Annotated in this window: 21 protein-coding genes; 6 read left to right on the forward strand and 15 right to left on the reverse strand. The window is 71.0% G+C overall.

Going from position 1 to position 22,597, the window contains the following annotated elements:
• Positions 1–176: 176 nt before the first annotated feature.
• Both ABFJ78_RS43860 and ABFJ78_RS43865 read right to left on the reverse strand, forming a co-directional pair.
• Positions 177–668 carry a DUF6912 family protein gene (locus ABFJ78_RS43860; RefSeq protein WP_329055469.1) on the reverse strand — a complete coding sequence of 164 codons (492 nt, stop codon included), beginning with the start codon at positions 666–668 and terminating at the stop codon, positions 177–179.
• Entirely contained in the window at positions 665–2,071 is a 1,407-nt protein-coding gene (locus ABFJ78_RS43865) for a WS/DGAT/MGAT family O-acyltransferase (protein WP_436393373.1), read from the reverse strand. The genes ABFJ78_RS43860 and ABFJ78_RS43865 overlap by 4 nt, the downstream gene beginning before the upstream one ends.
• A 34-nt stretch (positions 2,072–2,105) precedes the next feature.
• Between ABFJ78_RS43865 and ABFJ78_RS43870 the strand changes: the two genes are divergently transcribed.
• Positions 2,106–2,867 carry a TrmH family RNA methyltransferase gene (locus ABFJ78_RS43870; RefSeq protein ID WP_364453216.1) on the forward strand — a complete coding sequence of 254 codons (762 nt, stop codon included), beginning with the start codon at positions 2,106–2,108 and terminating at the stop codon, positions 2,865–2,867.
• A 3-nt stretch (positions 2,868–2,870) separates the two neighbouring features.
• Here the strand turns inward: ABFJ78_RS43870 and ABFJ78_RS43875 are convergent, their stop codons facing one another.
• A complete protein-coding gene (locus ABFJ78_RS43875; RefSeq protein WP_372664591.1) occupies positions 2,871–3,245 on the reverse strand; it encodes an HAD-IA family hydrolase in 375 nt (124 codons plus the stop codon).
• A gap of 231 nt (positions 3,246–3,476) precedes the next feature.
• On the opposite strand from ABFJ78_RS43875, the gene ABFJ78_RS43880 reads away from it, so the two are divergent.
• Positions 3,477–3,923, forward strand: coding sequence for an Rv3235 family protein (locus ABFJ78_RS43880; RefSeq protein WP_436393374.1), 447 nt, complete (start codon positions 3,477–3,479; stop codon positions 3,921–3,923).
• Positions 3,924–4,077: 154 nt separating this feature from the next.
• Here ABFJ78_RS43880 and ABFJ78_RS43885 read toward each other — a convergent pair whose 3' ends face one another.
• From ABFJ78_RS43885 to mtrA, 7 genes are all read right to left on the reverse strand, one after another.
• Entirely contained in the window at positions 4,078–5,262 is a 1,185-nt protein-coding gene (locus ABFJ78_RS43885; protein WP_436393375.1) for a cytochrome P450, read from the reverse strand.
• A gap of 62 nt (positions 5,263–5,324) precedes the next feature.
• Positions 5,325–8,210: a preprotein translocase subunit SecA gene (gene secA / locus ABFJ78_RS43890; RefSeq protein WP_436393376.1), complete on the reverse strand. Its 2,886-nt coding sequence runs from the start codon at positions 8,208–8,210 to the stop codon at positions 5,325–5,327.
• Positions 8,211–8,506: 296 nt separating this feature from the next.
• Complete coding sequence (gene hpf / locus ABFJ78_RS43895; RefSeq protein ID WP_436393377.1) at positions 8,507–9,187, reverse strand: ribosome hibernation-promoting factor, HPF/YfiA family; 681 nt, start codon at positions 9,185–9,187, stop codon at positions 8,507–8,509.
• Between the two features lie 815 nt (positions 9,188–10,002).
• Complete coding sequence (locus ABFJ78_RS43900) at positions 10,003–10,644, reverse strand: ComF family protein (protein WP_436393491.1); 642 nt, start codon at positions 10,642–10,644, stop codon at positions 10,003–10,005.
• A gap of 41 nt (positions 10,645–10,685) precedes the next feature.
• On the reverse strand, positions 10,686–12,395 hold the full coding sequence (locus tag ABFJ78_RS43905; protein WP_436393378.1) for an LpqB family beta-propeller domain-containing protein: 1,710 nt from the start codon (positions 12,393–12,395) through the stop codon (positions 10,686–10,688).
• Positions 12,392–14,116, reverse strand: a complete 1,725-nt coding sequence (gene mtrB / locus ABFJ78_RS43910) for an MtrAB system histidine kinase MtrB (RefSeq protein ID WP_436393379.1) — start codon at positions 14,114–14,116, stop codon at positions 12,392–12,394. Before mtrB ends, ABFJ78_RS43905 begins: the two co-directional genes overlap by 4 nt.
• Positions 14,117–14,123: 7 nt before the next feature.
• Complete coding sequence (gene mtrA, locus ABFJ78_RS43915; RefSeq protein WP_005150760.1) at positions 14,124–14,801, reverse strand: MtrAB system response regulator MtrA; 678 nt, start codon at positions 14,799–14,801, stop codon at positions 14,124–14,126.
• Between the two features lie 199 nt (positions 14,802–15,000).
• Between mtrA and ABFJ78_RS43920 the strand changes: the two genes are divergently transcribed.
• The 3 genes from ABFJ78_RS43920 to ABFJ78_RS43930 are packed head-to-tail and all read left to right on the forward strand — an operon-like array spanning position 15,001 to position 16,967.
• Positions 15,001–15,786, forward strand: a complete 786-nt coding sequence (locus ABFJ78_RS43920) for an IclR family transcriptional regulator (RefSeq protein WP_436393380.1) — start codon at positions 15,001–15,003, stop codon at positions 15,784–15,786.
• Positions 15,787–15,819: 33 nt separating this feature from the next.
• A complete protein-coding gene (locus tag ABFJ78_RS43925; RefSeq protein WP_436393381.1) occupies positions 15,820–16,659 on the forward strand; it encodes a hypothetical protein in 840 nt (279 codons plus the stop codon).
• The gene (locus tag ABFJ78_RS43930) at positions 16,656–16,967 is read left to right on the forward strand and encodes an ArsR/SmtB family transcription factor (RefSeq protein WP_436393382.1); all 312 of its coding nucleotides are present in this window, start codon (positions 16,656–16,658) and stop codon (positions 16,965–16,967) included. The genes ABFJ78_RS43925 and ABFJ78_RS43930 overlap by 4 nt, the downstream gene beginning before the upstream one ends.
• A 184-nt stretch (positions 16,968–17,151) precedes the next feature.
• Here ABFJ78_RS43930 and ABFJ78_RS43935 read toward each other — a convergent pair whose 3' ends face one another.
• The 3 genes from ABFJ78_RS43935 to ABFJ78_RS43945 all read right to left on the reverse strand — a co-directional run bounded on the left by ABFJ78_RS43935 (position 17,152) and on the right by ABFJ78_RS43945 (position 19,209).
• The gene (locus ABFJ78_RS43935; RefSeq protein ID WP_436393383.1) at positions 17,152–17,805 is read right to left on the reverse strand and encodes a dTMP kinase; all 654 of its coding nucleotides are present in this window, start codon (positions 17,803–17,805) and stop codon (positions 17,152–17,154) included.
• A 70-nt stretch (positions 17,806–17,875) separates the two neighbouring features.
• Positions 17,876–18,637: a hypothetical protein gene (locus ABFJ78_RS43940; protein ID WP_436393384.1), complete on the reverse strand. Its 762-nt coding sequence runs from the start codon at positions 18,635–18,637 to the stop codon at positions 17,876–17,878.
• Positions 18,634–19,209 carry a papain-like cysteine protease family protein gene (locus tag ABFJ78_RS43945; protein ID WP_436393385.1) on the reverse strand — a complete coding sequence of 192 codons (576 nt, stop codon included), beginning with the start codon at positions 19,207–19,209 and terminating at the stop codon, positions 18,634–18,636. The genes ABFJ78_RS43940 and ABFJ78_RS43945 overlap by 4 nt, the downstream gene beginning before the upstream one ends.
• Positions 19,210–19,456: 247 nt before the next feature.
• On the opposite strand from ABFJ78_RS43945, the gene ABFJ78_RS43950 reads away from it, so the two are divergent.
• Complete coding sequence (locus tag ABFJ78_RS43950; protein WP_003085563.1) at positions 19,457–20,455, forward strand: hypothetical protein; 999 nt, start codon at positions 19,457–19,459, stop codon at positions 20,453–20,455.
• A 197-nt stretch (positions 20,456–20,652) separates the two neighbouring features.
• Here ABFJ78_RS43950 and ABFJ78_RS43955 read toward each other — a convergent pair whose 3' ends face one another.
• Positions 20,653–20,994: a VOC family protein gene (locus tag ABFJ78_RS43955; protein WP_436393386.1), complete on the reverse strand. Its 342-nt coding sequence runs from the start codon at positions 20,992–20,994 to the stop codon at positions 20,653–20,655.
• A 94-nt stretch (positions 20,995–21,088) separates the two neighbouring features.
• Entirely contained in the window at positions 21,089–22,561 is a 1,473-nt protein-coding gene (ahcY, locus tag ABFJ78_RS43960) for an adenosylhomocysteinase (RefSeq protein WP_436393387.1), read from the reverse strand.
• Between the last annotated feature and the right edge of the window lie 36 nt (positions 22,562–22,597).

Below are 22,597 nucleotides of genomic sequence, written 5' to 3' on the forward strand. Positions count from 1 at the left end.
AGCGCGGCCGATCCGGTCGCCCGCATGTCATGAACGGGTCGTTCACCTCGTCAGACGACATGAACGACCCTTTCATGACATCGCCGCGAGGCCGGGCAGACCGCGCGGCCACGACTTTGCCGGAGCAACCCCCACTCAAGCCGAGTTGTCCACAGCCCAACCCACCTGTGGACAACTCAGAGCAACTCCAGCAAGAACGGCAATTCCTGCGGCGCATACCAAGCCAATTCATGGTCCTCGGCATCCCCCAGAGTGAACTCCGCGTCCGGATCCCCCAGATCCGCCGCGTCGATCACCGCCGCGGCCGCCGCCACCGCGTCGGCCGCCTCCGCCGCGTCCACGTGGATCGCCGCCACCGCCGACAACGGGATCGGGCCGCCGATGCGGACCACCGGTGCGTCCAGATCCGGCCGCAGCGTCACCCCGGAAACGTCCGCCGAGATCACCACCCGCCGCGGCTCGCCCTTCTCCTCCGCCGCGATCAAGCGCAACGAGGCCCGGGCCGCGTCCAGCAACGCCGCGTACTCCAGCTCCTCGTCCGAACCGCTCACGTACGCCTCGCGCAACGCCGGCGTCAACGCGAACGCCGTTCCGCTGCGGGCGCGGAACTCCCCCGAGGATTCGAGGTCGCGAAGCATCGCGATGGTCGCAGGCAGATAGACCCTCACCAGTGCGCACCCTTCAGCTCTTCCAGGGACTCTTCGATCATCCCGGCCACGAGGTCCACGTCGAAGGCGGCCTTGCGGTCGCCGTTCAGTCCGAAGTAGACGCCACCGTGGTAGGACGTCACCCCGATCGCCAGCGCCTGGGTGCGCATCAGCGGCATGACCGGGAACATCTCGACCAGTCTGGCCTCTCCCGCGTACATCGGCACCTGCGGGCCCGGTGAATTCGTCACCATGACGTTGAAGATGCGCCCGGACAGCGACCCCGCCGCCCGCGCGCCGAGTGAATGGAGCGTCGCCGGGGCGAAGCCGCCCACCTTGAGCAGCCCGCGCGCCGTCACCGGACGGCCCGAGTCGAGGTGCTCGGCCATCGCGTGCCCGATGTGCTGCAGCCGCAGCACCGGGTTCGGCTCGCCGACCGGCAGGTCCACCAGGTACGCCGCCACCTGGTTGCCGACCAGCGCCGGGGTCGAGTACTCCGCCGTCTCCGCGTCGCGGACCGCCAGCGGCACCAGCGCGCGGATCGTCGTCGTCGGCGTCAGCTGCTCCTCGCGCGAAAGCAGCCACTCGCGCAGCGCGCCCGTGATCGCCGCGAGGACGACGTCGTTGACCGTGCCGCCGTGCGCCGCGCGGATCTTGCGGAAGTCCTCCAGCCGCGTGCGGACCACCGAGAACACGCGGCCGCCGGACACCCTGACGTTCAGCGGCCCGGTCGGCGCCGGCTTCACCAGCGTGCGCAGCGTCGTCGCGACCCCGCCGACGGTCTCGGCGAACTTGCCCGCCGCCGCGAACGCGTCGTTCGCCGCCGACCGGACGTTCTCCACGACCTCGCCCGGCCGCTGGACGCCCTCGCTGACCGCGTCCAGCACCAGCTGCGTGCGGCTCGGCTCGCGCCGCGGCGTCCAGATGTCCTCGAACGGCTCCGGCTCGGCCGGCGTCGGGTCGAGGATGAGCTGGCCGAGCTCGATCGTGCCGACACCGTCCACAACGGACTGGTGCGTCTTCGTCACCAGCGCGATCCGGTCGCCGGCCAGTCCCTCGATGAAGTACGCCTCCCAGAGCGGCCGCTCCGGCGCCAGCCGGCGGGACATCAGGCGCGCGACCAGGTCGAACAGCTGCTCGTCGCTGCCCGGCTGGGGCAGGGCCGAGCGCCGGACGTGGTAGTTCAGGTCGAAGTCGACGTCGTCCACCCAGACCGGCCGCGCCAGGTGACCCGGCACCTCCGCCACGCGCTGGCGGTAGCGCGGCAGGTACGCCAGCCGCGCGCCGACGAGGTCGAGCAGCTGCGCGTAGCTGAACCCGGAGCGCGGGCGCTCGAAGATCGCCACCCCGCCGACGTGCATCGGCGTCGCGTGGTCCTCGACGTAGAGGAACGAGGCGTCCAGCGCGGAAAGGCGGTCGGGCATGAGCCGATCGTCGCACAGTGCGAGACTGCCCGGTGTGGGTGATGAGTCGACGATCTCGCCGAAGGATCGCTTTCTTACGGTGTACGGCCGGAAGCCGGTGCTCGAAGCGCTGGCCGACGCCGGCCTGCGCGTGGACAAGGTGATCCTCGCCGACACCGCCCGCGGCCCCGGCGCCGCGGAGATCCAGCGCGCTGCGAAGGACGCCGGCGTGCCGGTGCAGCGCGCCAGCGCGCACCGGGTCAAGGTGCTCGCCGGCAACGGCAAGCAGGACCAGGGCGTGCTCGCCGACGTCGTCGCGCCACGGATGCGCGCGCTTTCGGCGGCGCTGGCCGACCGGCGGCCGCCGTCGCGGGTGCTGCTGCTCGACGGCATCACCACGCCCGCGAACGTCGGCATGATCCTGCGGACGGCGACCGCCGCCGGACTGGACGGCGTGATCGTGCCCCGGCGCGGGGTCGCGGCGCTGGACCCGCTGGTGGTCAAGGCTTCGGCCGGCGTCGCCTTCCGCGCGCCGGTGCTGCGGTGCGGCTCCGCGCGCGAAGCCGCCGAAATGCTCAGCGAAGCCGGCTACGGCCTTTACGCGCTGGGCGCGTCGGCCCGCACGACCGTGTTCGACGTCGACCTGCCGCAGCGCGCCGCGTTCGTGCTCGGCGGCGAGACGGCCGGGGTCGGCGCCGAAGTCGGCGAGCTCGTCACGGAATGGGTGTCGATTCCCATGCCGGGTGACGTCGAGTCGCTGAATGTCTCAGCCGCGGCGGCGGTCCTGTCGTTCGAACTGGTCCGCCGCGCCCGCTGACCCTCACCGGTCCGGGAAAAGCACGTCGAGCTCGGTGAGCGTTTCCCCGACCGACCGGTGGTGCACGCCGACCATGCCCGCCTGCACGGCGCCGCGGATGTTCGCGGCGGAGTCGTCGACGAACGCGCAGCGCACGGCGGGCAGGCCGAGCCGCTCGGCCGCGATGAGGTAGACCGCCGGATCCGGCTTGGCCACCCCGACCTCACCGGAAAACACGAGGGCGTCGAAATAGTCGAACATCGTGTTCTTGACCTCGTCCGACGCCCCGGGGGCGTTCGACAGCAGCGCGGTGCGGACGCCTCGCTCGCGCGCGGCCGCCAGGTAGTCGTAGAAGCGGCCGGCGTCGGGATCCGTGAGAACTCCGGCGAAATCGACCAATAACCCCTTCAGCACCCGGCACACCATAGCCGGGGCGGCGACGCGTTGTCTCGCATAGCGCAACAACGCGACCCGGCGCTTACCGCACGTACTCGGGCGAATCCACAGCTTCGGCGGTTCTTTGCCGAATCGGGCGATTCCCGTCGCCTTTCCGGCCGGTTCCCGCCTCTAAGCACCGGCGACGGCGAAATGCCGCGCCCGGGAGGGGAGGAAATGTCCGAGGAACACCGCGTGAGAACGCTGATCCACGCCGAAGTACCGCGCCGCGCCGAGCGGCCGCCGGCGGTGCCCCCGCACGGAAACCGCGGGGGTGACGCCCGGTGGCCGACGCCGAGGCAGTTCGAGGCGAGCGAGGTGGGCCGGCTGCTGGCCATGCTGCTGGAGGCGTACGACGGGCGCCGCCCGGTGCCGCAGATCCGCGGGCTGGTGGCCCCGGAGGTGTACGCGGGCCTGAGCGGGCCACGGGGGACGCGGCCGCGGCACCGGTTGTGCCGGGTCCACACGTGCACGCCGGCGCCGGAGGTGATCGAGGCGTGCACCCGCGTGGAGGCGGACGGCCGGTCGTTCGCACTGGCGGCCCGCTTCACGCGCACCCCGGCGGGGTGGCAGTGCGTGCGGTTCGCCCTGCTGAAGCCGAGCCGTCCGGACCGGCGGGCGAACCGCCAGGCGGCGGCGTGAGACCCGCCCGCTCGGCCCGCGCACCGCCGGACCCGAGCGCCCCAAGGCGGCCTTCGGTGCGTCTCACGCACCGAAGGCCGCCTTGGGTGCGTGAGACGCAACCAAGGCCACATTGGGGCGCTCGGGTCGTGAGTGGTGAGTGGGGGTTCCGGCCCTATTTTCCGCTCGCGACCGGCAGCGTTGCCAAGCCGCGCAGAGTCGTGGTCGCGTTCCAACTCGGGTCGCCCGCCAACCGCAACCCCGGCAACCGGTGCGCCAGCTCGCGGAACGCGATGCGGCCCTCCAGCCGCGCCAGGGGTGCGCCCAAGCAGAAGTGGATTCCCTGGCCGAACGCCAGATGCCGCCCCGGCACCCGCGCTGGGTCGAACGACTCCGGGGCCGGGCCGGTCGCCGGGTCGCGGTTGGCCGCTCCGATCAGGACGATCACCTGGCTGCCCGCCGGCACCGCGACGGACCCCAAAGACGTGTCCCGCAACGCTGTCCGGGCGGTCAGCTGGACCGGGGAGTCGTAGCGGAGCACTTCCTCCACCACCCGCGAGGGATCCGCCGCGTCGACACCGCCGTTGCGCAGCAGCGCCAGCACTCCGTTGCCGATCAGGTTCGTCGTCGTCTCGTGGCCGGCGATCAGCAGCAACGTCAACGTCACCAGCAGCTCGCCCTCGCTGAGCACGTCGCCCGCGTCCGACACCGCCACCAGCGCCGACAGCAGGTCCTCGCCGGGCTCGCGCCGCCGCTCGTCCGCCAGCTCACGGAAGTACGCGACGAACGACTGCCGCGCCTTCACCGCCGGCTCGATCGTGTCCGGGTGCTGCAGGAACGGCGGGTCCAGCGCCCGCGCCATCGCGTGCGACCACGCCGCGAACCGCTCGCGATCGTTCAACGGCACGCCCAGCAGTTCCGCGATCACCTCCACCGGCAGCGGCTTCGCCAGCGACGTCATCACGTCGAAGGACCCGCCCACGCCGTCGAGGAGCGACGCGGTGATCTGCTCGATCCGCGGTGTCAGCCGCTCGACCATCCGCGGCGTGAACGCCTTCGCCACCAGCCGCCGCAGCCGCGTGTGGTCGGGCGGGTTCAGCGACAGGAACGCCCGGACCACGCGTCCCGACTCGTCGACCGGCTGGTCCGGAAGCCGGTCCGCGGGATCCAGGTACTCCGGTTCGGGGTGGCCGAACGCCGGGTCGCGCAGCACCTGCGTCGCCTCGGCGAAGCCGCTGACCGCGAACATCCGCTCGGCCAGCTCCGCGACGGGAAAGCGTTCGCGCCAGCGCCGGTACGCCGGGTACGGGTCCGGCCGCCGCTCGGCGGCGAACAGCGCGAAGAACTCCTGCGGATCCACCAGCTTGCTCCCCGTCACACAAAGGGGCCGGGGTGCGTGCACCCCGGCCCCGGAAAACCACGTCAGCGACGCGGGCCCTTCTTGCCCTTCTTCTGGGCGTCACGCTGCGCGGCGCGACGGTCCCGGCGGGTCCCGCCGGCGCCACCGCCCGCGGCCTGCGCCCCGCCCTCGGCGTGGGACTCGACTTCGCCGTCTTCGCCCGGGCCGGACAGCGTCATGCCCGGCTGCTGGCCACCGCCGCCGAGGCCCTTGCCGCGCAGCGCTGCCGGGACGGAGTCGGTGTCGGTCGTCGGCGGCTGCGGCGGCGCCGGCCGCGCGTGCCGCCCTTCGGCCGCCTGGCCGTTGCCCGAAGCGACGCCCGTCGGCACCGCGGCCGCGGCCTCCGCCGGCGGCGCCTCCGCCCGCTCGACCTGCAGGTTGAACAGGAAGCCGACGGCCTCCTCCTTCAGCGAGTCGAGCATCGCGCGGAACATGTCGAAGCCCTCGCGCTGGTACTCGATCAGCGGGTCGCGCTGCGCCAGCGCCCGCATGCCGATGCCCTGCTTGAGGTAGTCCATCTCGTAGAGGTGCTCGCGCCACTTGCGGTCGAGGACCGTCAGCATCACCTGGTGCTCCAGGGTCCGCATGCCGTCCGGGCCGACGAGCGCGTTGATCTCCGCCTCACGCTTGTCGTAGGCGTCGCGCGCGTCCTGGACGAGCGCCTCGCGCAGCGAGTGCTCGTCGAGGTCGCCGTCCTCCATCAGGTCGTCCCACTCGATGCTGACCGGGTAGAGCTGCTTCAGCGCCGACCACAGCTTCTCGTGGTCCCAGTCCTCGGCGTACCCGTTGGCGGTCGCACCGTCCACATAGGCGTTGACGACGTCGACGAGCATGCCCTCGATCTGCTCGCGCAGGTTCTCGCCGGCGAGGACGCGGTGGCGCTCGGCGTAGATCACCTTGCGCTGCTCGTTCATGACCTCGTCGTACTTGAGGACGTCCTTGCGCTGCTCCATGTTGATCTGCTCGACCTGGGTCTGCGCGCTCTTGATGGCCTTGGAGACCATCTTGTGCTCGATCGGCACGTCGTCGGGCAGCCGCATGGTCGTCATGACGCGCTCGACCATGGTCGCGTTGAAGCGGCGCATGAGCTCGTCACCGAGCGAAAGGTAGAAGCGGGACTCGCCCGGGTCGCCCTGCCGGCCGGAACGACCGCGGAGCTGGTTGTCGATGCGGCGCGACTCGTGCCGCTCGGTGCCCAGCACGTAAAGCCCGCCCGCCTCGCGGACCTCCTCGGCCTCGGCCTTCGACTCCGCCTTGACCTGCTCCAGGACCTCCGGCCAGGCGGCCTCGTACTCCTCGGAGTGCTCGACCGGGTCCAGGCCGCGCTCGCGCAGCACCTGGTCGGCGATCAGGTCGGGGTTGCCGCCGAGCACGATGTCGGTACCGCGGCCGGCCATGTTCGTGGCGACCGTGACGGCGCCCTTCTGGCCGGCGCGCGCGACGATCAGCGCCTCGCGGTCGTGGTGCTTCGCGTTCAGCACCTCGTGCGGGACGCTCAGCTTGACCAGCAGCTTCGACAGGTGCTCGGACTTCTCGACGCTCGTGGTGCCGACGAGGACCGGCTGGCCCTTCTCGTGCCGCTCGGCGATGTCCTCGGCGACGGCCTCGAACTTGGCCTGCTCGGTCTTGTAGATCAGGTCCGCCTGGTCGACGCGGACCATCGGCCGGTTCGTCGGGATCGGCACCACACCCAGCTTGTAGGTCTGGTGGAACTCCGCGGCCTCGGTCTCGGCCGTACCGGTCATCCCGGCCAGCTTGTCGTAGAGGCGGAAGTAGTTCTGCAGCGTAATCGTGGCCAGCGTCTGGTTCTCGGCCTTGATCTCGACCTTTTCCTTGGCCTCGATCGCCTGGTGCATGCCCTCGTTGTAGCGGCGGCCGACCAGGATGCGGCCGGTGAACTCGTCGACGATCATGACTTCGCCGTTGCGGACGATGTAGTCCTTGTCGCGGTGGAAGAGCTCCTGGACCTTCAGCGCGTTGTTCAGGTACCCGACCAGCGGCGTGTTCGCGGCCTCGTACAGGTTCTCGATACCGAGCTGGTCCTCGACGAACCGGACGCCCTTCTCGGTGACGGCGACGGTGCGCTTCCGCTGGTCGACCTCGTAGTGGTACTTCGAGTTGATCAGGTTCGCCTTCTCGGTGCGCTCCCGCGACCCCATCGTGGTGGTGTCGATGCCCTGCATCAGCGGGGCGAGGCGGGCGAACTCGACGTACCAGCGCGACGACTGGTCGGCCGGGCCCGAGATGATCAGCGGCGTCCGGGCCTCGTCGATGAGGATCGAGTCGACCTCGTCGACGATGGCGAAGTTGTGCCCGCGCTGCACGCAGTCGTCGAGGCTCCACGCCATGTTGTCGCGCAGGTAGTCGAAGCCGAACTCGTTGTTCGTGCCGTAGGTGATGTCGGCGTTGTACTGGGAGCGCCGCACGTCCGGCTGCTGCTCCGACAGGATGACGCCGACCTCGAGGCCGAGGAAGCGGTGGATGCGGCCCATCCACTCCGAGTCGCGCTTGGCGAGGTAGTCGTTCGTCGTGACGACGTGGACGCCCTTGCCCGGGATGGCGTTGAGGTAGGCGGGGAGGACGCAGGTGAGCGTCTTGCCCTCACCGGTCTTCATCTCGGCCACCTGGCCGAGGTGCAGCGCCGCGCCGCCCATCAGCTGGACGTCGAAGTGGCGCTGGCCGAGCACCCGCTTGGCCGCCTCCCGGACGACCGCGAAGGCCTCCGGCAGCAGGTCGTCGAGGGATTCGCCATCGCCGTTCCGCTTGCGGAACTCGTCTGTCTTGGCCCGCAGCTCGGCGTCGGTCAGGTCCTTGACGTCGTCTTCGAGGGTGTTGATGTGATCGGCGATGTTGCGCAGCCGCTTCACCATCTTGCCCTCACCCGCGCGGAGCAGGCGGTTCAGCACCATCCGGTCGACCTCACTAGCTGAATATGAGCACGCCCAGGCCGGTCCCGGGCAGGTTCTCCCGCGGTGGCGGCCGTGTTCGGCGCCACCTTCCCACCCCCATCGTAGGGAACGGTGGCCGTCGTGTGCACACGCCGTACGTCCTGAGAACCTTATTCAGCCGTCGGCCGGCGCGAATGTCACCGCGGGCGGGCGGCCTGCGGTCCGTAGCGCCGACCTAACCAGAATAAGGTTCTGACATGCGGATGGCCCGCACGCGAGCCGCGTGCGGGCCATCCGGCGGGCCTCCTTGGACCGGCTCAGCCGAGCCGGATAACGCCGTAGTCGAAGCCTTTCCGCCGGTAGACCACGCTGGGCCGGCCCGCTTCGGAGTCGTTGAAGAGGTAGAAGTCGTGGCCGACCAGCTCCATCTCGTAGAGAGCCTGGTCCACCGTCATGGGCTCCGCGGTGTGCTGCTTCTCGCGAACGACGCGACCGGGCTGGTGACCCAGGTCGTCGTCGGCCCAGCTCTGCTGCTGGGGCAGGTGTATCTCGTCGGCGCTCGCGAAGCCGTTCGCCTGCGGTTCCGGTGCTTCGAGCACCGCGGTTCCCGCGACGGGACTGGCCGCGGCCGGGGCTGCGCCACCCGGCAGTGCCGAGGTCGCTTCGGCGACCGATTCCGGGCGGCTGCGGCCGTAGTGCACGCGCCGCCGGTCGTGTGTCCTCCGCAGCCGGTTTTCCAGCTTGGTGACTGCGGAATCGAGCGCTGCGTAGAAGTCGGCGGCACACGCTTCAGCGCGTACGGCCGGGCCCCGCCCCTTTCCGGTGATTTCGACGCGCTGGCAGCTCTTGGCCTGGCGCCGGTTGGGTTCGTGGAACAGCTCCACGTCGTACCGGATGACTTTCCTGTCGTAGCGCTCGAGCCGGGCCAGCTTTTCGCTGACAAGCGCCCGATAGTGGTCGGGCACCTCCACGTTGCGGCCCTTGACGACGATATCCATACACGACCTCCCTCGCTTCGATGACTGCGAGCTGTTGAGTTCACACACGGCGCCGGTATTGCGGGGACGTAAGCCCGATCGCGGGCTGAGAAGGAACTCGGGAGCGGTTCACGACGTCTCGTGCCGGGAGCCCGAGCGCGGACTCAGCGCACCTCCGGCGCCAGGGACATGGGCTCGTCACCTCCCTGCCTGCGGGGATTGCTGATTGCGGTGCACGTTAGCTTCCTCACGCCCGGAGCAACAGCCCCCGAGCCGGGGGATGTCGAGGAATGAGACTCCGTCACGCCACGCAGTGAGCGGAGGGTGAACACCGGAAAACACCCGCTGGTCGGAGGCGCCGCCGTTGTCGCGCTTTCACACGGACGGCGCAGCGCCGGCTGCTGGTGGACGCCGAGGGTGACGGCCAGGTTCCCGGTAGCCGCCACTCCGGTGGAGTGGTGTGGCGGCCAGGTGGTCTTGATCGACACCCTCATGCCCGGACAACGGCCGGGAGGCCGGGTGCGTTCCCGGCGGATGTCACTCGTGTAGGTGACGTGCCGGTTCACCCGGGGGCGGGTGAAGTGAGGGTTGGCCGGGCGCGGACGCGGGTGGTGGCTTCGGTTGCGGTTGTCGGGGTTGGGCGGCGGGCCGGTGAGTTCACACTGGGCAATTTCTGTTGGCGTGGGAGCACTTTTGCCGATCATGGCACGCCGGCCGAGCAGCGCGGGCCGGATGAGAACACCGCGACCAGCGCGGGCGCACTCCGCCGGACACGGCACGCCATCCGGGCCGGCACCGCGGGCAATCCGCGGCCGCAACCGCAGCCCGCCCGGAATTCACCCGGCCGCGAGCAAAGTCAAAACCGCCGCCACCTCGATCCCCTCCGCCGCCAGAGCCCGCACGCAAGCCGCGGCGGTGGCTCCCGTCGTGATCACGTCGTCCAGCACCACCACCGGCATCCCCGGCGGCGGCCGCCCCGCCTCGCGGAACCGCAGCCGCCCCGCCAAGTTCGCCGCCCGCGCCGCGCGGTCCAACCCGACCGCGTCCCGCGCGCCACCCGCCAGCTCCAACGCCGGAGCCACCGCGACCTCGAACCCCCACCCGGCCAGCACGGAAGCGGCCGCGGCAGCCAGCAGCTCGACGTGCGGACCTCCGCGCACCCGCGCCGCCGACCGGCGGCTCGGCGCCGGAACCAGACACAGCGCGGCACCCGGAACGGGCAACACCACCAAAGCCCGAGCCAACGCCAATCCCAATGGAACGGCCAAATCCCGCCGCCCGCGTTCCTTGAACGCGATCAGCAACCGGCGCCCCACCCCGCGGTACCGGGACAGCGCGAACACCCGCGCCAGCCCCGCCACCGGCACCCGCACGACTTCGGACACCGAACCCCACACCGCCGCGCACCGGTCACAGCACGGCACCCCACGGGCCCCGCAGCCGGCGCACCGGGCGGGGATCAGCAGATCGAGCAACACCACACGGACAGTGTCCCCGGCACCACCGACAGTTTCCGAAATCAGCCCGGGTAGAAGGGATCCGCGTCCTTCATCGAGTGGTTCTGCGGCCGCCACACCTCGCCCAGCACCGACGCCGTCCACAGGCCGCTCGCGTCCGCCACCACGATCGGGCGGCTCGGGGCCGCCGTCACGCCGTGGACCTGGGGCGTCAGGTTGGAGCTGTTGAACGCGTCCATCCGCTGGCCGTCCACCGTCACGCGGACCACCGGCTGGGACGTCGACTTCGTCGCCGCCACCAGCATGTCCTGGGCCAGCCAGTCCACGTCGACGACGTCCTTGAGGTCGTGCGGCTGCAGCAGCCTCGGCTCGCGCAGGGCCACCGAGTCACCACTGCCGGTCACCGACGCCACCCACAGCTGGCCGTTCACCACGGCCGCCACACGGGCGCCGTCGCGGGAAAACCGCAGCTCGGTGATGTCGCCCTGCTGGATCAGGTCCGTCGCGTTGACCGACAGCGCCGTCCACTGGTTGTTCTGGTTGACCACCATCCGGCCGATCGACGCCTGGTCGACGACCGTCCACACCTCGCCGGTGCCCGGCCGCCACGTCGGGCGGCTCAGCGTCGTCCCGCCCAGGTTGACCAGCGCCAGGTCGTGGCCCAGGTCGCCGATCCGGAGGCGGACCTTGTCGCCGTCGCGCTCCACCACCGCCAGGCGCTTGCCGTCGATCGACTGGGCCGCGCTCACGACGTCGTAGCCGCCGTTGCCCGCGGGGCCGCCGACCGGCGCGCCGTCGTCGAGCGACCGGACCCGGCCGCCGACCGTCATCAGCCCCGGCAGTTCCCGGCGCGGCGACAGCGTCGCGTCGTACGCGGGCAGCTCGTTCGCCCGCCAGTCCGGGTGGTTGGCGACCAGCGGGGCGCCGTCGGCGAGGATCCGGATCCGCGCCGACGTCACGTACTGCAGCGTGAGGACGATCTGCGCGGCGATCAGGTTCCGGATGTCGTCGGCCGCCCCGGACAGCCCGGTCAGGGGCACCACCAGCGTCCCGTCGTCCAGGCTCTTGACGTTCGTGTCGACCTCGATCGGCTCGGCGAGCAGGTTCTTCACCGACCCGGCCAGGCTCGTCGACGGCCCGCTGACCAGCAGGTTCACCACGCGGCTCGGCAACCCGGACTGCGGCTTCGCGACGACGTAGCGCCGGTCGGGGACGAACGTGGCCGACTGCTCCGAGTAGAAGTTCACCGGCACCGCGGTGTAGTTCTCGCTGAAGTCGGACTCGGTCGCGTACAGGTCGGGCGGCGGGTCCGTGATCCGCCACTGGCCGTTCGCCTGCTTGCGCACCTTGATCCGCAGCGCCGCCGCGCTGTAGTCCGGGACGAACGCGCTGCTCTGGTCCAGCGTGCCGACGTCGAACCCGCGCACGTTGACGACCAGCGTGTTCGGGTCGGGCTGCGGGGCCGGGTCGTAGACCGTGCCGAAGGTGTTCTGGATGATCGTCAAGCTGCGGTTCGGCCGCCAGGCCGCGCGGCTCTGGTCGTCCAGGTAGGCGCGGGCGGCCGCGTTGTTCTGGCCCGGTTTGAGCGTCGCGCCGATGAAGCCGCGGACCAGCGTCAGCGGGTCGATGTCCTTGTCCGGCTCGGGGACGACGTCGCCGGAGCCCTGGCCCTGACGTTCACCGGAGACGACGACGGGCTGGGATTCCAGGGGGACGTTCGCGCACCCCGCCACCAGAACCAGGCACAGCAAAGCCAGAAGAACGCGTTTCACTGCCCGATTTCCTCACGTTCCGCGAAGATCGCCTCCGGCGCCGGCGTGATCTCGATCAGCCCGAGCGGCACCTCGGCGGCGACGCGGTCGGGCGGGGGCAGCACGAGCGGCGGGTCGCCGGCCGGCACCTCCTGGCGGCGCGGCAGCACGAGCCGGAAGCAGGCGCCCTGCCCGGGCTCGCCCCACGCGTCGAGCTCGCCGCCGTGCAGGCGCGCGTCCTCCTGGCTGATCGCCAGGCCAAGTCCGGTCCCACCGGTGCGCCGGTTGCGCGACGGGTCGGCGCGCCAGAACCGGTTGAACACCAGGTCGGCCTCGCCGGGCCGCAGGCCGACGCCGTGGTCCCGCACGGTCACCGCGACCGCGGTTTCGTTGGCGGCGACGGTCAGCACCACCGGCTTGCCCTCGCTGTGGTCGACGGCGTTGCCGAGGAGGTTGCGCAGGATCCGTTCGACGCGCCGGGCGTCGACCTCGGCGACGACCTCCTCGTCCGGCAGCACGAGCTCCACGGAGCTCCCCGCGTTGCCGGCGATCACCCGCACCTGCTCGACCGCGCGGGTGGCGATCGGGCGGACGTCGATGAACTCCGCGGACAGGTCTTCGACACCGGCGTCGAGCCTGCTGATCTCCAGCAGGTCGCCGAGCAGCGCTTCGAACCGGTCGAGCTCGTCCACCAGCAGCTCGGTCGACCGGGCGAGCCCGGCCGGGAACTGCTCGCGGGACGCGTGCAGCACGTCCGCGGCCATCCGGACGGTGGTCAGCGGCGTGCGCAGCTCGTGCGAGACGTCGGAGGTGAACCGCCGCTGCAGCCCGCCGAAGTCCTCGAGCTGGCGGATCTGGCGCTGGATGCTGGCGGCCATCCCGTTGTAGGACACCGCGAGCTTCGCCAGGTCGTCCTCGCCGAGCACGGTGAGGCGCTGGTCGAGGTCGCCGCCGGCGAACTGCTCGGCCGCCGCGGCGGCCTGCCGGACCGGCCGGACCACCTGGCGCGTCACCAGGTTCGTGATGCCGGCCAGCAGGAGCAGCAGCACGAGCCCGCCGACGAGCAGCGTGTTCTGCACGGTCGCGACGGTGTTCTGCTCGGTCGTCAGCGGGAACAGCAAGTACAGCTGCAACGGGCTGGCGACGGTGTTGAGCGGCGTGCCGACGATCAGGTACGTCGTGCGGCCGCCGTCGGGGTCGGTGACCGTGTGCTCGAGCCAGCTCATCTCGTTGGCTTCGACGAACTGGCGCAGCCGCGGCGGCACGCTGTCGAACGGCCCGGCGGACGCGGGGTCCTCGCCGGACTGGTCGCGGCCGCCGCTGGCGAGCACCGGGACGAACGTGCCGGCCGCCGAGCCCGCGGCGTCCTGGCTGGTCGGGGTGATCGCGATCTTCTTCAGCGCGTTCTGCAGCCGGTTGCTCAGCGCTTCCGGCGTCTCGCCGCCGAGGCCGACCAGCTCACCGGCGGCGGTGTCCGCGGCCGCGCGGGTCTGCGCGATCGCGGCTTCGCGCTTGGTGTCCAGCAGGCGCTCGGTGATCTGGTTCTGCAGGACCATGCCCAGCACGAACACGACCGCCGAGGACAGCGCGAGCGTCGACACGGTGACGCGGAACTGCAGCGAGTGCTTCCACAGCTCGTTGAACGCGACCGCGCGGCGGCGCGCGAAAACGACGACACGCCGCACCAGGCGTGCCGTCGAACGCGCGAACGCGCGGAGCCCTCTCGGAGTCTCCGAGGTCATCGACTCATCACGGCGGGCCGGCCTTGTACCCGACACCGCGAACGGTCAACACCACCTCGGGGTGCTCCGGGTCCTTCTCCACCTTGGAACGCAGGCGCTGGACGTGCACGTTCACCAGCCGGGTGTCGGCCGCGTGCCGGTAGCCCCACACCTGCTCGAGCAGCACCTCGCGGGTGAACACCTGGCGCGGCTTGCGGGCCAGCGCCACCAGCAGGTCGAACTCCAGCGGGGTCAGCGGGATGGCCTTGCCCTCGCGCGTGACCTCGTGGCCCGGCACGTCGATCGCCAGGTCGCCGATGGTGAGCGACTCCGCGGGCTCGGCCTCGGTGCGGCGCATCCGGGCGCGGACCCGGGCGACCAGCTCCTTCGGCTTGAACGGCTTCACGACGTAGTCGTCCGCGCCGGACTCCAGGCCGAGGACGATGTCGACGGTGTCGCTCTTGGCGGTCAGCATGACGATCGGCACCCCGGACTCGGCGCGGATCGCCTTGCAGACGTCGATCCCGTTCATCCCGGGCAGCATCAGGTCGAGCAGGACGAGGTCGGGCTTCAGCTCGCGCAGCGCGGGGAGCGCGCGGGAACCGTCGGCGACCACGGCCGTGTCGAACCCCTCCCCGCGGAGCACGATGGTGAGCATCTCCGCGAGTGCGGGGTCGTCGTCGACCACGAGAACACGTGCCTTCATGTCCACATATTCGCACTAGTTCCGACGCCCGCACGCACGACCCGCGTGTTTGACCACCAGAAAGATCAAGATCGGGACGGGTGCCTGCTCCATCCGGGTGCCCCCGGACGGTCCGTGAAGGCCGCCTTCACCGGTGTCCGCGTCAAGAGATTCGCCCACTCAGCCGATAGGAACGGCGCGAAACGGATACCGTTGCGCTATGCGGAACCAGGACTCGGGCAACGCAACTCAAAGCCAGGTGCAGTCGGTCGACCGGGCGATCAGCGTGCTGGAGCTGCTCGCCCGCAACGGCGAAACCGGCATCACCGAGATCGCGGGCGAGCTGGGCGTCCACAAGTCGACGGCGTCGCGGCTGCTCAGCGTCCTGGAGGCGAGAGGCCTGGTCGAGCAGCTCGGCGAACGCGGGAAGTACGCGATCGGGTTCGGCATCGTGCGGCTGGCCGGCGCCGCGACCGGCCGGATGGACCTGGCCAAGCTGGGGCGCGCCAGCTGCCAGTCGCTCGCCGAGGAGCTGGGCGAGACGGTGAACATCGCCATCGCCGACGACGGCGTCGCGATCAACATCAGCCAGGCCCGCGGTTCGGCGGCGATCACGACGCAGAACTGGACCGGCCAGCGCACACCGCTGCACGCGACGTCCAGCGGCAAGATCTTGCTGGCGTACATGGGCGAAACCGAGCGCAAGCGGGTGCTCAAGCGGAAGCTCGAGCAGTACACGCCGCGCACGACGGTCGAGCCGGACGAGCTGATGACCGAGCTGGACCGGGTGCTCGCCGACGGGTGGGCCGCCTGCTACGAAGAACTCGAGCTCGGCATGCACGCGGTCGCGGTGCCGATCCACGGCCCGGGCGGCGACGTCGTCGCGGCGATGAGCGCGTCCGGTCCGTCGTACCGGCTTTCGAAGCAGCGGGTGAAGCAGATCGTGCGCCCGATGACCGAGGCGGCGGACGAGCTCTCCGCGCAGCTGGGCTACTTCCGGGAGTAGCCGTACATCCGGATATCCGGATATGTTGTCGGCATGCGTGTTCTCGTGGTCGGGCGCGGCCCGGTGGCCCGGGTGCTGGTGACGTCGATGGCGCCGGCCCACCGGGTGACGCTCGCGGTGCGCGAGCCGGCCGCCGATTCCCTGGTCGTCGCGACGAACCGGCTGCGTGGGTCCCGGCGCGTCGAGCGGCGGGTCGGCGTGACGCCGGTCGACGGCCCGGACCGGGACTGGGACGTGGTGATCAGCACGGCGTCGCCCGCCGAGCCCGGGGTGGCCCGGCTGCTCGGCGGGTCTTCCGCGATCGTCGCCGCGGTCACGCAGGTGCCGTCGGAGGTGACGCGGCTGCGTGAGCTGGCGGGTGGGCGGCCGTGGGGCCTGGTGGTCCCGGAGTTCTTCGCGGCGGCGGACTGGTGGTGGCAGCCGGGACGGTTCCGGTTCACGACCACCGGTCCCGCTTCGCTCCGCTCTCTGTTCGCCCGGTCGCGCGACGCGTCTTCGGCCGCACCGTTGGTCTCCGCCGCGGGCATGATGCCGGTGGTGGCCGGGCTGCAGGCCGCGGACTTCGACCTCGCGGCGGCTCGCCGGGCTGCGCGGCCGCTGGCGATCGCGGCGACCCAGGCTCGCAACGCGGTCGCGGCGGAGTTCGGAGGCCGTCGGCCGAAGGCTGTGCGCCCGGCCGCTGTCCGTGCCGCGCTGACGGTGTTGCCGCGCCTCGCTCCGTTCGACGTGCCGGAGTACCTGCGAAACCACTTCGGCGGGCACAGCGCGCAGACAGTCCGCATGCTGCGCGACTGGATCGAGCTGGGACACCGGCACGGCCTCCCGGTGGACGAACTCGAAGGACTGCTTTCCTCGACGGCGGTGGCCGGATGATCCACGACGCGCTCACGACCGCGCTGCCGGTCCTGCGGGCGATCGGCGAAGAGACGCGGGTGCGCATCATCGGCGTGTTCCTCGAACGCGGCGGCTCCGCGACGGTCGGCGAAATCCAGACGGCACTGGGGCTGCCGCAGTCCACGGTGTCGCGCCATTTGCGGATCCTCCTGGACGCGCACCTCGTGACGGTCAGCCGGGCGGGCGCGCAGCGGGTCTACCGCCTCGACGTCCCGGCCGATGCCCTCGACGCTCTCGACGACCTCGTCGCCGAAGTGCGCCGGTGCCAGGCGAAGCCGCACGCCTAGGGGTACAGCCGCATCATCGCGCGGATCGTGTTTCCCGGGAGGGAACGCACGGCACCGTCCTGCCTGAACTGTCCACAACGGACTCTTCGGCCGAGGAGACCTGTGTGGGCGCTGGCCCGGTCGCCGGCGTCGGCTTCACCAGCGAACACGACCCCTACGAGGCCGGGCTCGGGCAGCCGTCCGGCTACTGCCCCAGCAGCGTCGTCGCGAGGGCTTCCAGGTCGACGCCCGCGACGCCGTCCAGGACGTGCCACGGCGCCAGCCAGCCCGACGCCGCCAGCTCGTCGTACACCGCCGCGCACCGGCTCTGCAGGCCGTCGTCGGTCTCGAACGCGTCGCGCTCGCGGTCGGTCTCCGCCTCCGCGCGGCGCTCGGCCCGCTCGGCCGCCACCGCGGGTGCCACCCGCAGCAGCAGGTGCGCGTCCGGGCGCGGCAGGCCGAAGCGGTCGACCTCCAGCTCCCAAACCCACTTCACGACCTCGCCCGTCGCGTCCTGCCGCAGCCGCGCGGCCGCGTACGCGGCGTTGGACGCGACATAGCGGTCGAGCAGGACGACGTCGTGCGCCTCCCGCAGCGCGCGGATGTCGTCCGCCGCGCCGCTGCGGTCCAGCGCGTAGAGCACGGCCATGCCGTACACCGAGTCGGCGAGGTCACCGTGCCCGCGGTGCAGCGCCTCTTTGACGAGGTCCGCGTGCACGCTCTTGCCGTAGCGCGGGAACGCCAGCGACGCGACGCTCGCACCCTTCGCTCGCAGCTGCGCCGTCAGCCCGTCGGCGAGCGTGCGCTTGCCCGCGCCGTCGAGCCCTTCGATGACCACCAGTCGACCCACGGACGTCACAGTAACGGTGCCGTTGGTGGACCGGCGGGCTCGGTGGAAGGGGATCGACGCCGAGCCCGCCGGTTCGTCTTCAGGCGGAGACCCGCCGCAGGTGCAGCACGTAGCCGAGGCCGCTGACCGCCAGGACGCCGACGAGGATCAGCAGCGGCACCCAGCCGGTGTCGTGGCCGGCCGGGGCCGGGCCGCCGTCGCCGCGGGGCATCACCTGCGACGTCGAGTCGTAGCCGCCGGCCTCGCCTTCGCGGGCGTAGTCCGAGCCGGGGAGCTTGTCCGCGTACCGCTGCGAGACCGTGCGCTGGTAGGCGGCGACGTCGACGGTCGTTCGCTCCGACAGCGACGTGAGCCGGCCGTCCCGCACGGCGTACCACGCGTCGGCCTGCGGTTCGTGCAGCAGCTGGGCGCCCGCGGGCAGCGTGCGGGCGTAGCCGCCTTCGACGTCGCCCGAGGCGATGTTGCCGACCTGCCACGCACCGTCGTCGTCGCGGACCGACCAGAGCGTCGCGGTCCGGCCGTCGGACGCGCGGACGGGAACGGCGAAGTAGGCGAAGTCACCCGGCGCCGCGCCCGGCTTGCCCGCGACGAAGTCCGGCGACAGCTCGTAGACCGGGTACGCGTCCGGCGTGATCTCGACGGAGACCGGGCCGTGCGCGTCCGGGGCCTGCGCGAAGAACCGCACCAGCGTGTCCTGGAGACCGGGCGCGGCGGCTGCGGTGTGCGCCGCCACGGCGTCGGCGCTGCTGATGCCGGCGGCCTGGGCCGCGCCTGACACCGGAGCCGTCATCAGCAGCGCCGCGCCGGTCAGCACGGCGAGCGCCAGCACTCGCCTGCTCATCGGGCGATCCCGGTGAGCGTGTGCGTCCAGGTGAACGACGAGTTGTGGGTGTAGTAGCCGTAGGTCGACCAGTTGTAGCGCTTGGCCGGCCCCGGGTCACCCCAGAACACCCAGCTCCCGCGGGTGTCGTAGCCGTAGAGGACGTGTGCGTGGCCGCCGCCCGAGCGGTAGCCGACGCGGGTCTCGACCGGGCGGTTCGCCGCGGTCTGCGTCCGGACGTCGGCATAGGAGATGCGGCGGTCGAGGTAGCGGCCGGGCGAAGCGAACCCGAGTTCGGCGAAGGCGCGCTGCGGGCCGGCGAGGGTGCCGGGCAGGTTCGCGCAGGCTTGCCCGGTCTCACCGTGAGCAAGCTGACAGAACCGCGTCTGGTCGACGGCGACGCCGTGGACGGCCGCGATGGCGGCTCCGGCGGCGGCCCAGCACCACTGGGTCCGCTGCTGGGCCTGGATGGTGATCTGGGCCCGGTAGGTCGACGGCACTCCGGGCGCGGCTCCGGCGGTGACCGGCGCGACCAGGCACAACATCAGGCTCACGGCCAGTACGGCGTGCACCCGACTCGACTTCACCAGCACGAACGGCCTCCTGCTGAGGAGTGGGCGAACCAGCGGTGGTCACAACGGTGAACAACGCGGTCACAAGGAGCAAGAACGCCATCCGGCGGAACGGACCGTTCCGGGGCACAGCCGGAACGCGGAACAGTCACCATAACGAGGCCAACCACCCTGAACGGGGGTCGGCGTGGGCACTCTACGCTGCTAACGTGAACGTTCCGCGGTGTTCACGCCCAGCGCACACACTGGTCGGGTGAAGGGACGAGCGGTGGCACAAGACGGGAACCTCCCACTGATCATCGATGGCGCCCGCACGACCCGGGCATCGGTCGCCGAGCTGCCGAAAGAGCTGACCGAGGCACTCCGCACCGGCGAGTTCCACCACGCCCTCAGACTGGCGATCGCCTACCGCGGCCTCTCGCTCGCCCGGCTGCGCGCGCACCTCGCGCTGCGCGGGGTCCAAATCGGACAGTCCACGCTGAGTTACTGGCAACGCGGGCTGCGCCAGCCCGAGGTGCCGAAGGCGCTGCCCGCGGTCCGGGCCCTGGAATCGGTCCTCCAGCTGCCCGCGGACGCGTTGGTGGTGCTGATCGGCCCGCGACTGGTCCGCCGCGGCCACCAGCCGGCGGCGTCGTTCCACGACCTGCGTTCCGGTGACATGGGGTCGATCGTCGAGGATCTGCTGGCCGAGCTCGGCGCGTACCCGTCGTCGAACCACTACAACGCCGACCTCGAGCTGCTGTCGGTGCACGACACGATCACGTTCGACGCGGAGCACCGCCAGGTCAGCCTGCGCACGCGGCTGGTGACGCGCGCCCGGCGCCACGGGCCGGACCGGTACCTGACGGTGTACAACGGCGATCCGGGCTGCCGGATCGACGACGTCGAGCTGATCACGGACGAGGGCTGCCGCGTCGGGCGGATGCGCCGCAACCCGGACGCGGACACGATGGCGACCGAGCTGCTGTTCGACCGCAAGCTCGCCGAGGGCGACATCCACGTGTTCTGCTTCGAGGTCCGCGACGACTCCGGGTCGGCGTCGCCGGGGTACTACCGGATGCTGCGTGACCGGTGCGCGAGCTACCTGGTCCAGCTGCGGTTCGACCGCAACGCGCTGCCGGCGCGGTGCACCCGCCAGGTCCGGGCGCGCGACGACGCCCTGCCGGTGGTGGCGGAGGAGCTGGCGTGCGACATGGGCGGCGTGAGCAGCGCGTTCTTCAGCGACGCCGGACCGGGGCTGGCCGGCGTCGCCGTCGAGTGGAACTGAGTCAGCGCCCGCGGTGCTTGGCGCGCGACTGGGCGCCGACCCGGAACCGGCCGTCGTGGTACAGCGTGAACACCCCGTGCATCGGGAACCTCCAGGCGTGACGGATCAGCCTGACGCCACCGGTTTCCCTTGCCGGGACAACGAGCCCGCGCGAGAGGGCCGGCCGGACTACCTACCGGGCCGTGAGGTGCTAGAGGTCACGCGGGTCCGCCGCCGATGCCGAGTTCGTTTCCTTCGGGATCGCGGTAGATGATCTTGCGCACACCGTTGTCGTAGGTTTCGCGATCGGCGGGTTCGATGCCGCGCGCGGAGATGGCGGCGACGCGCTCGTCGAGGTCGTCGACGAAGAGGGTGTGGAAGGCGTGACCCGCCCGGTCCGGCCGCAGTTCGACGACGATCGAGCCGTGCCCGGTGACTTCCCAGAGGGCTTCGGTGTCGCTGACCACGTAGGTGGGCGGCGAGCCGAAGAGGCGTTCGTACCAGGCGAGAGCCCCGGCGTAGTCCCGGACGGCGATGCCGGCGAAGAGTTCGACGCTCACACCGAGCAGCTTATCGCCGCTGATCGGACAGTTCCGACATTCGCCGGAGGGGCCGCCCCGAACACCTTCGAGGCGGCCCCTGACCAGCGAAATCTCAGTACCGGTAGTGCTCCGGCTTGAACGGCCCTTCGACATCCACATCGATGTACTCGGCCTGCTCCTTGGTCAGCTTCGTCAGCTCACCGCCGAGCGCCTGGAGGTGGATCTTCGCGACCTTCTCGTCCAGCTTCTTGGGCAGCCGGAAGACCTCCTTGTCGTACTCCTCGTGCTTGGTGAACAGCTCGATCTGCGCGATCACCTGGTTGGAGAAGCTGTTCGACATCACGAACGACGGGTGCCCGGTCGCGTTGCCCAGGTTGAGCAGCCGGCCCTCCGACAGCACGATGATCGTGTTGCCGTTCGGGAAGATCCACTCGTCGACCTGCGGCTTGATGTTGATGCGGCGGATGCCCGGGTACCGCGCCAGCCCGGCCATGTCGAGCTCGTTGTCGAAGTGGCCGATGTTGCCCAGGATCGCCTGGTGCTTCATCTTCGCCATGTGCTCGACCAGCACGACGTCCTTGTTGCCGGTCGTCGTGATGACGATGTCGGCTTCCGGCAGCGCGTTCTCCAGCGTGCGGACCTGGTAGCCGTCCATCGCCGCCTGCAGGGCGCAGATCGGGTCGATCTCCGTGACGATCACGCGCGCGCCCTGGCCGCGCAGGGACTCCGCCGCGCCCTTGCCGACGTCGCCGTAGCCGCAGACCACCGCGACCTTGCCGCCGATCAGGACGTCCGTGCCGCGGTTGATGCCGTCGATCAGGGAGTGGCGGATGCCGTAGCGGTTGTCGAACTTCGACTTCGTCACCGCGTCGTTGACGTTGATCGCCGGGAACAGCAGCTCACCGGCCGCCGCCAGCTGGTACAGCCGCAGGACGCCGGTGGTCGTCTCCTCGGTGACGCCGCGGATGCCCTCGCCGATCTTCGTCCACTTGCCCGTGTCGGCCGCCACCGAGTCGCGCAGCAGCTCGAGGAACACGCGGAACTCGTCCGAGGTGTTCTCGTCCGGGGTCGGCACGACGCCCGACTTCTCGAACTCGGTCCCCTTGTGGACCAGCATGGTGGCGTCGCCGCCGTCGTCGAGGATCATGTTCGGGCCCTCGCCGTCCCAGGTGAGCATCCGCTCGGTGCACCACCAGTACTCCTCGAGCGACTCGCCCTTCCACGCGAAGACCGGGACGCCCTGGGGCTCCTCGGCCGTGCCGTGCGGGCCGACGACGACCGCGGCCGCCGCGTGGTCCTGCGTCGAGAAGATGTTGCAGGACGCCCAGCGCACCTCGGCACCCAGCGCGACCAGCGTCTCGATCAGGACCGCCGTCTGCACGGTCATGTGCAGCGAGCCGGAGACCCGCGCGCCGCGCAGCGGGTAGACCTCCGCGTATTCGCGCCGCAGCGCCATCAGCCCCGGCATCTCGTGCTCGGCGAGGCGGATCTCCTTGCGGCCGAACTCGGCGGCGTCGAGGTCGGCGACGGCGAACTCGATGCCGCCGCGGGTCTGGTGCCGCTTGGCAACGCTTTCGGGGGTCATAGTGGCGATTCCTCCAAGACTCGATGACGTCCGAAC

The sequence above is a fragment of the Amycolatopsis sp. MEPSY49 genome (assembly GCF_051337345.1).
Lineage (GTDB): Bacteria > Actinomycetota > Actinomycetes > Mycobacteriales > Pseudonocardiaceae > Amycolatopsis.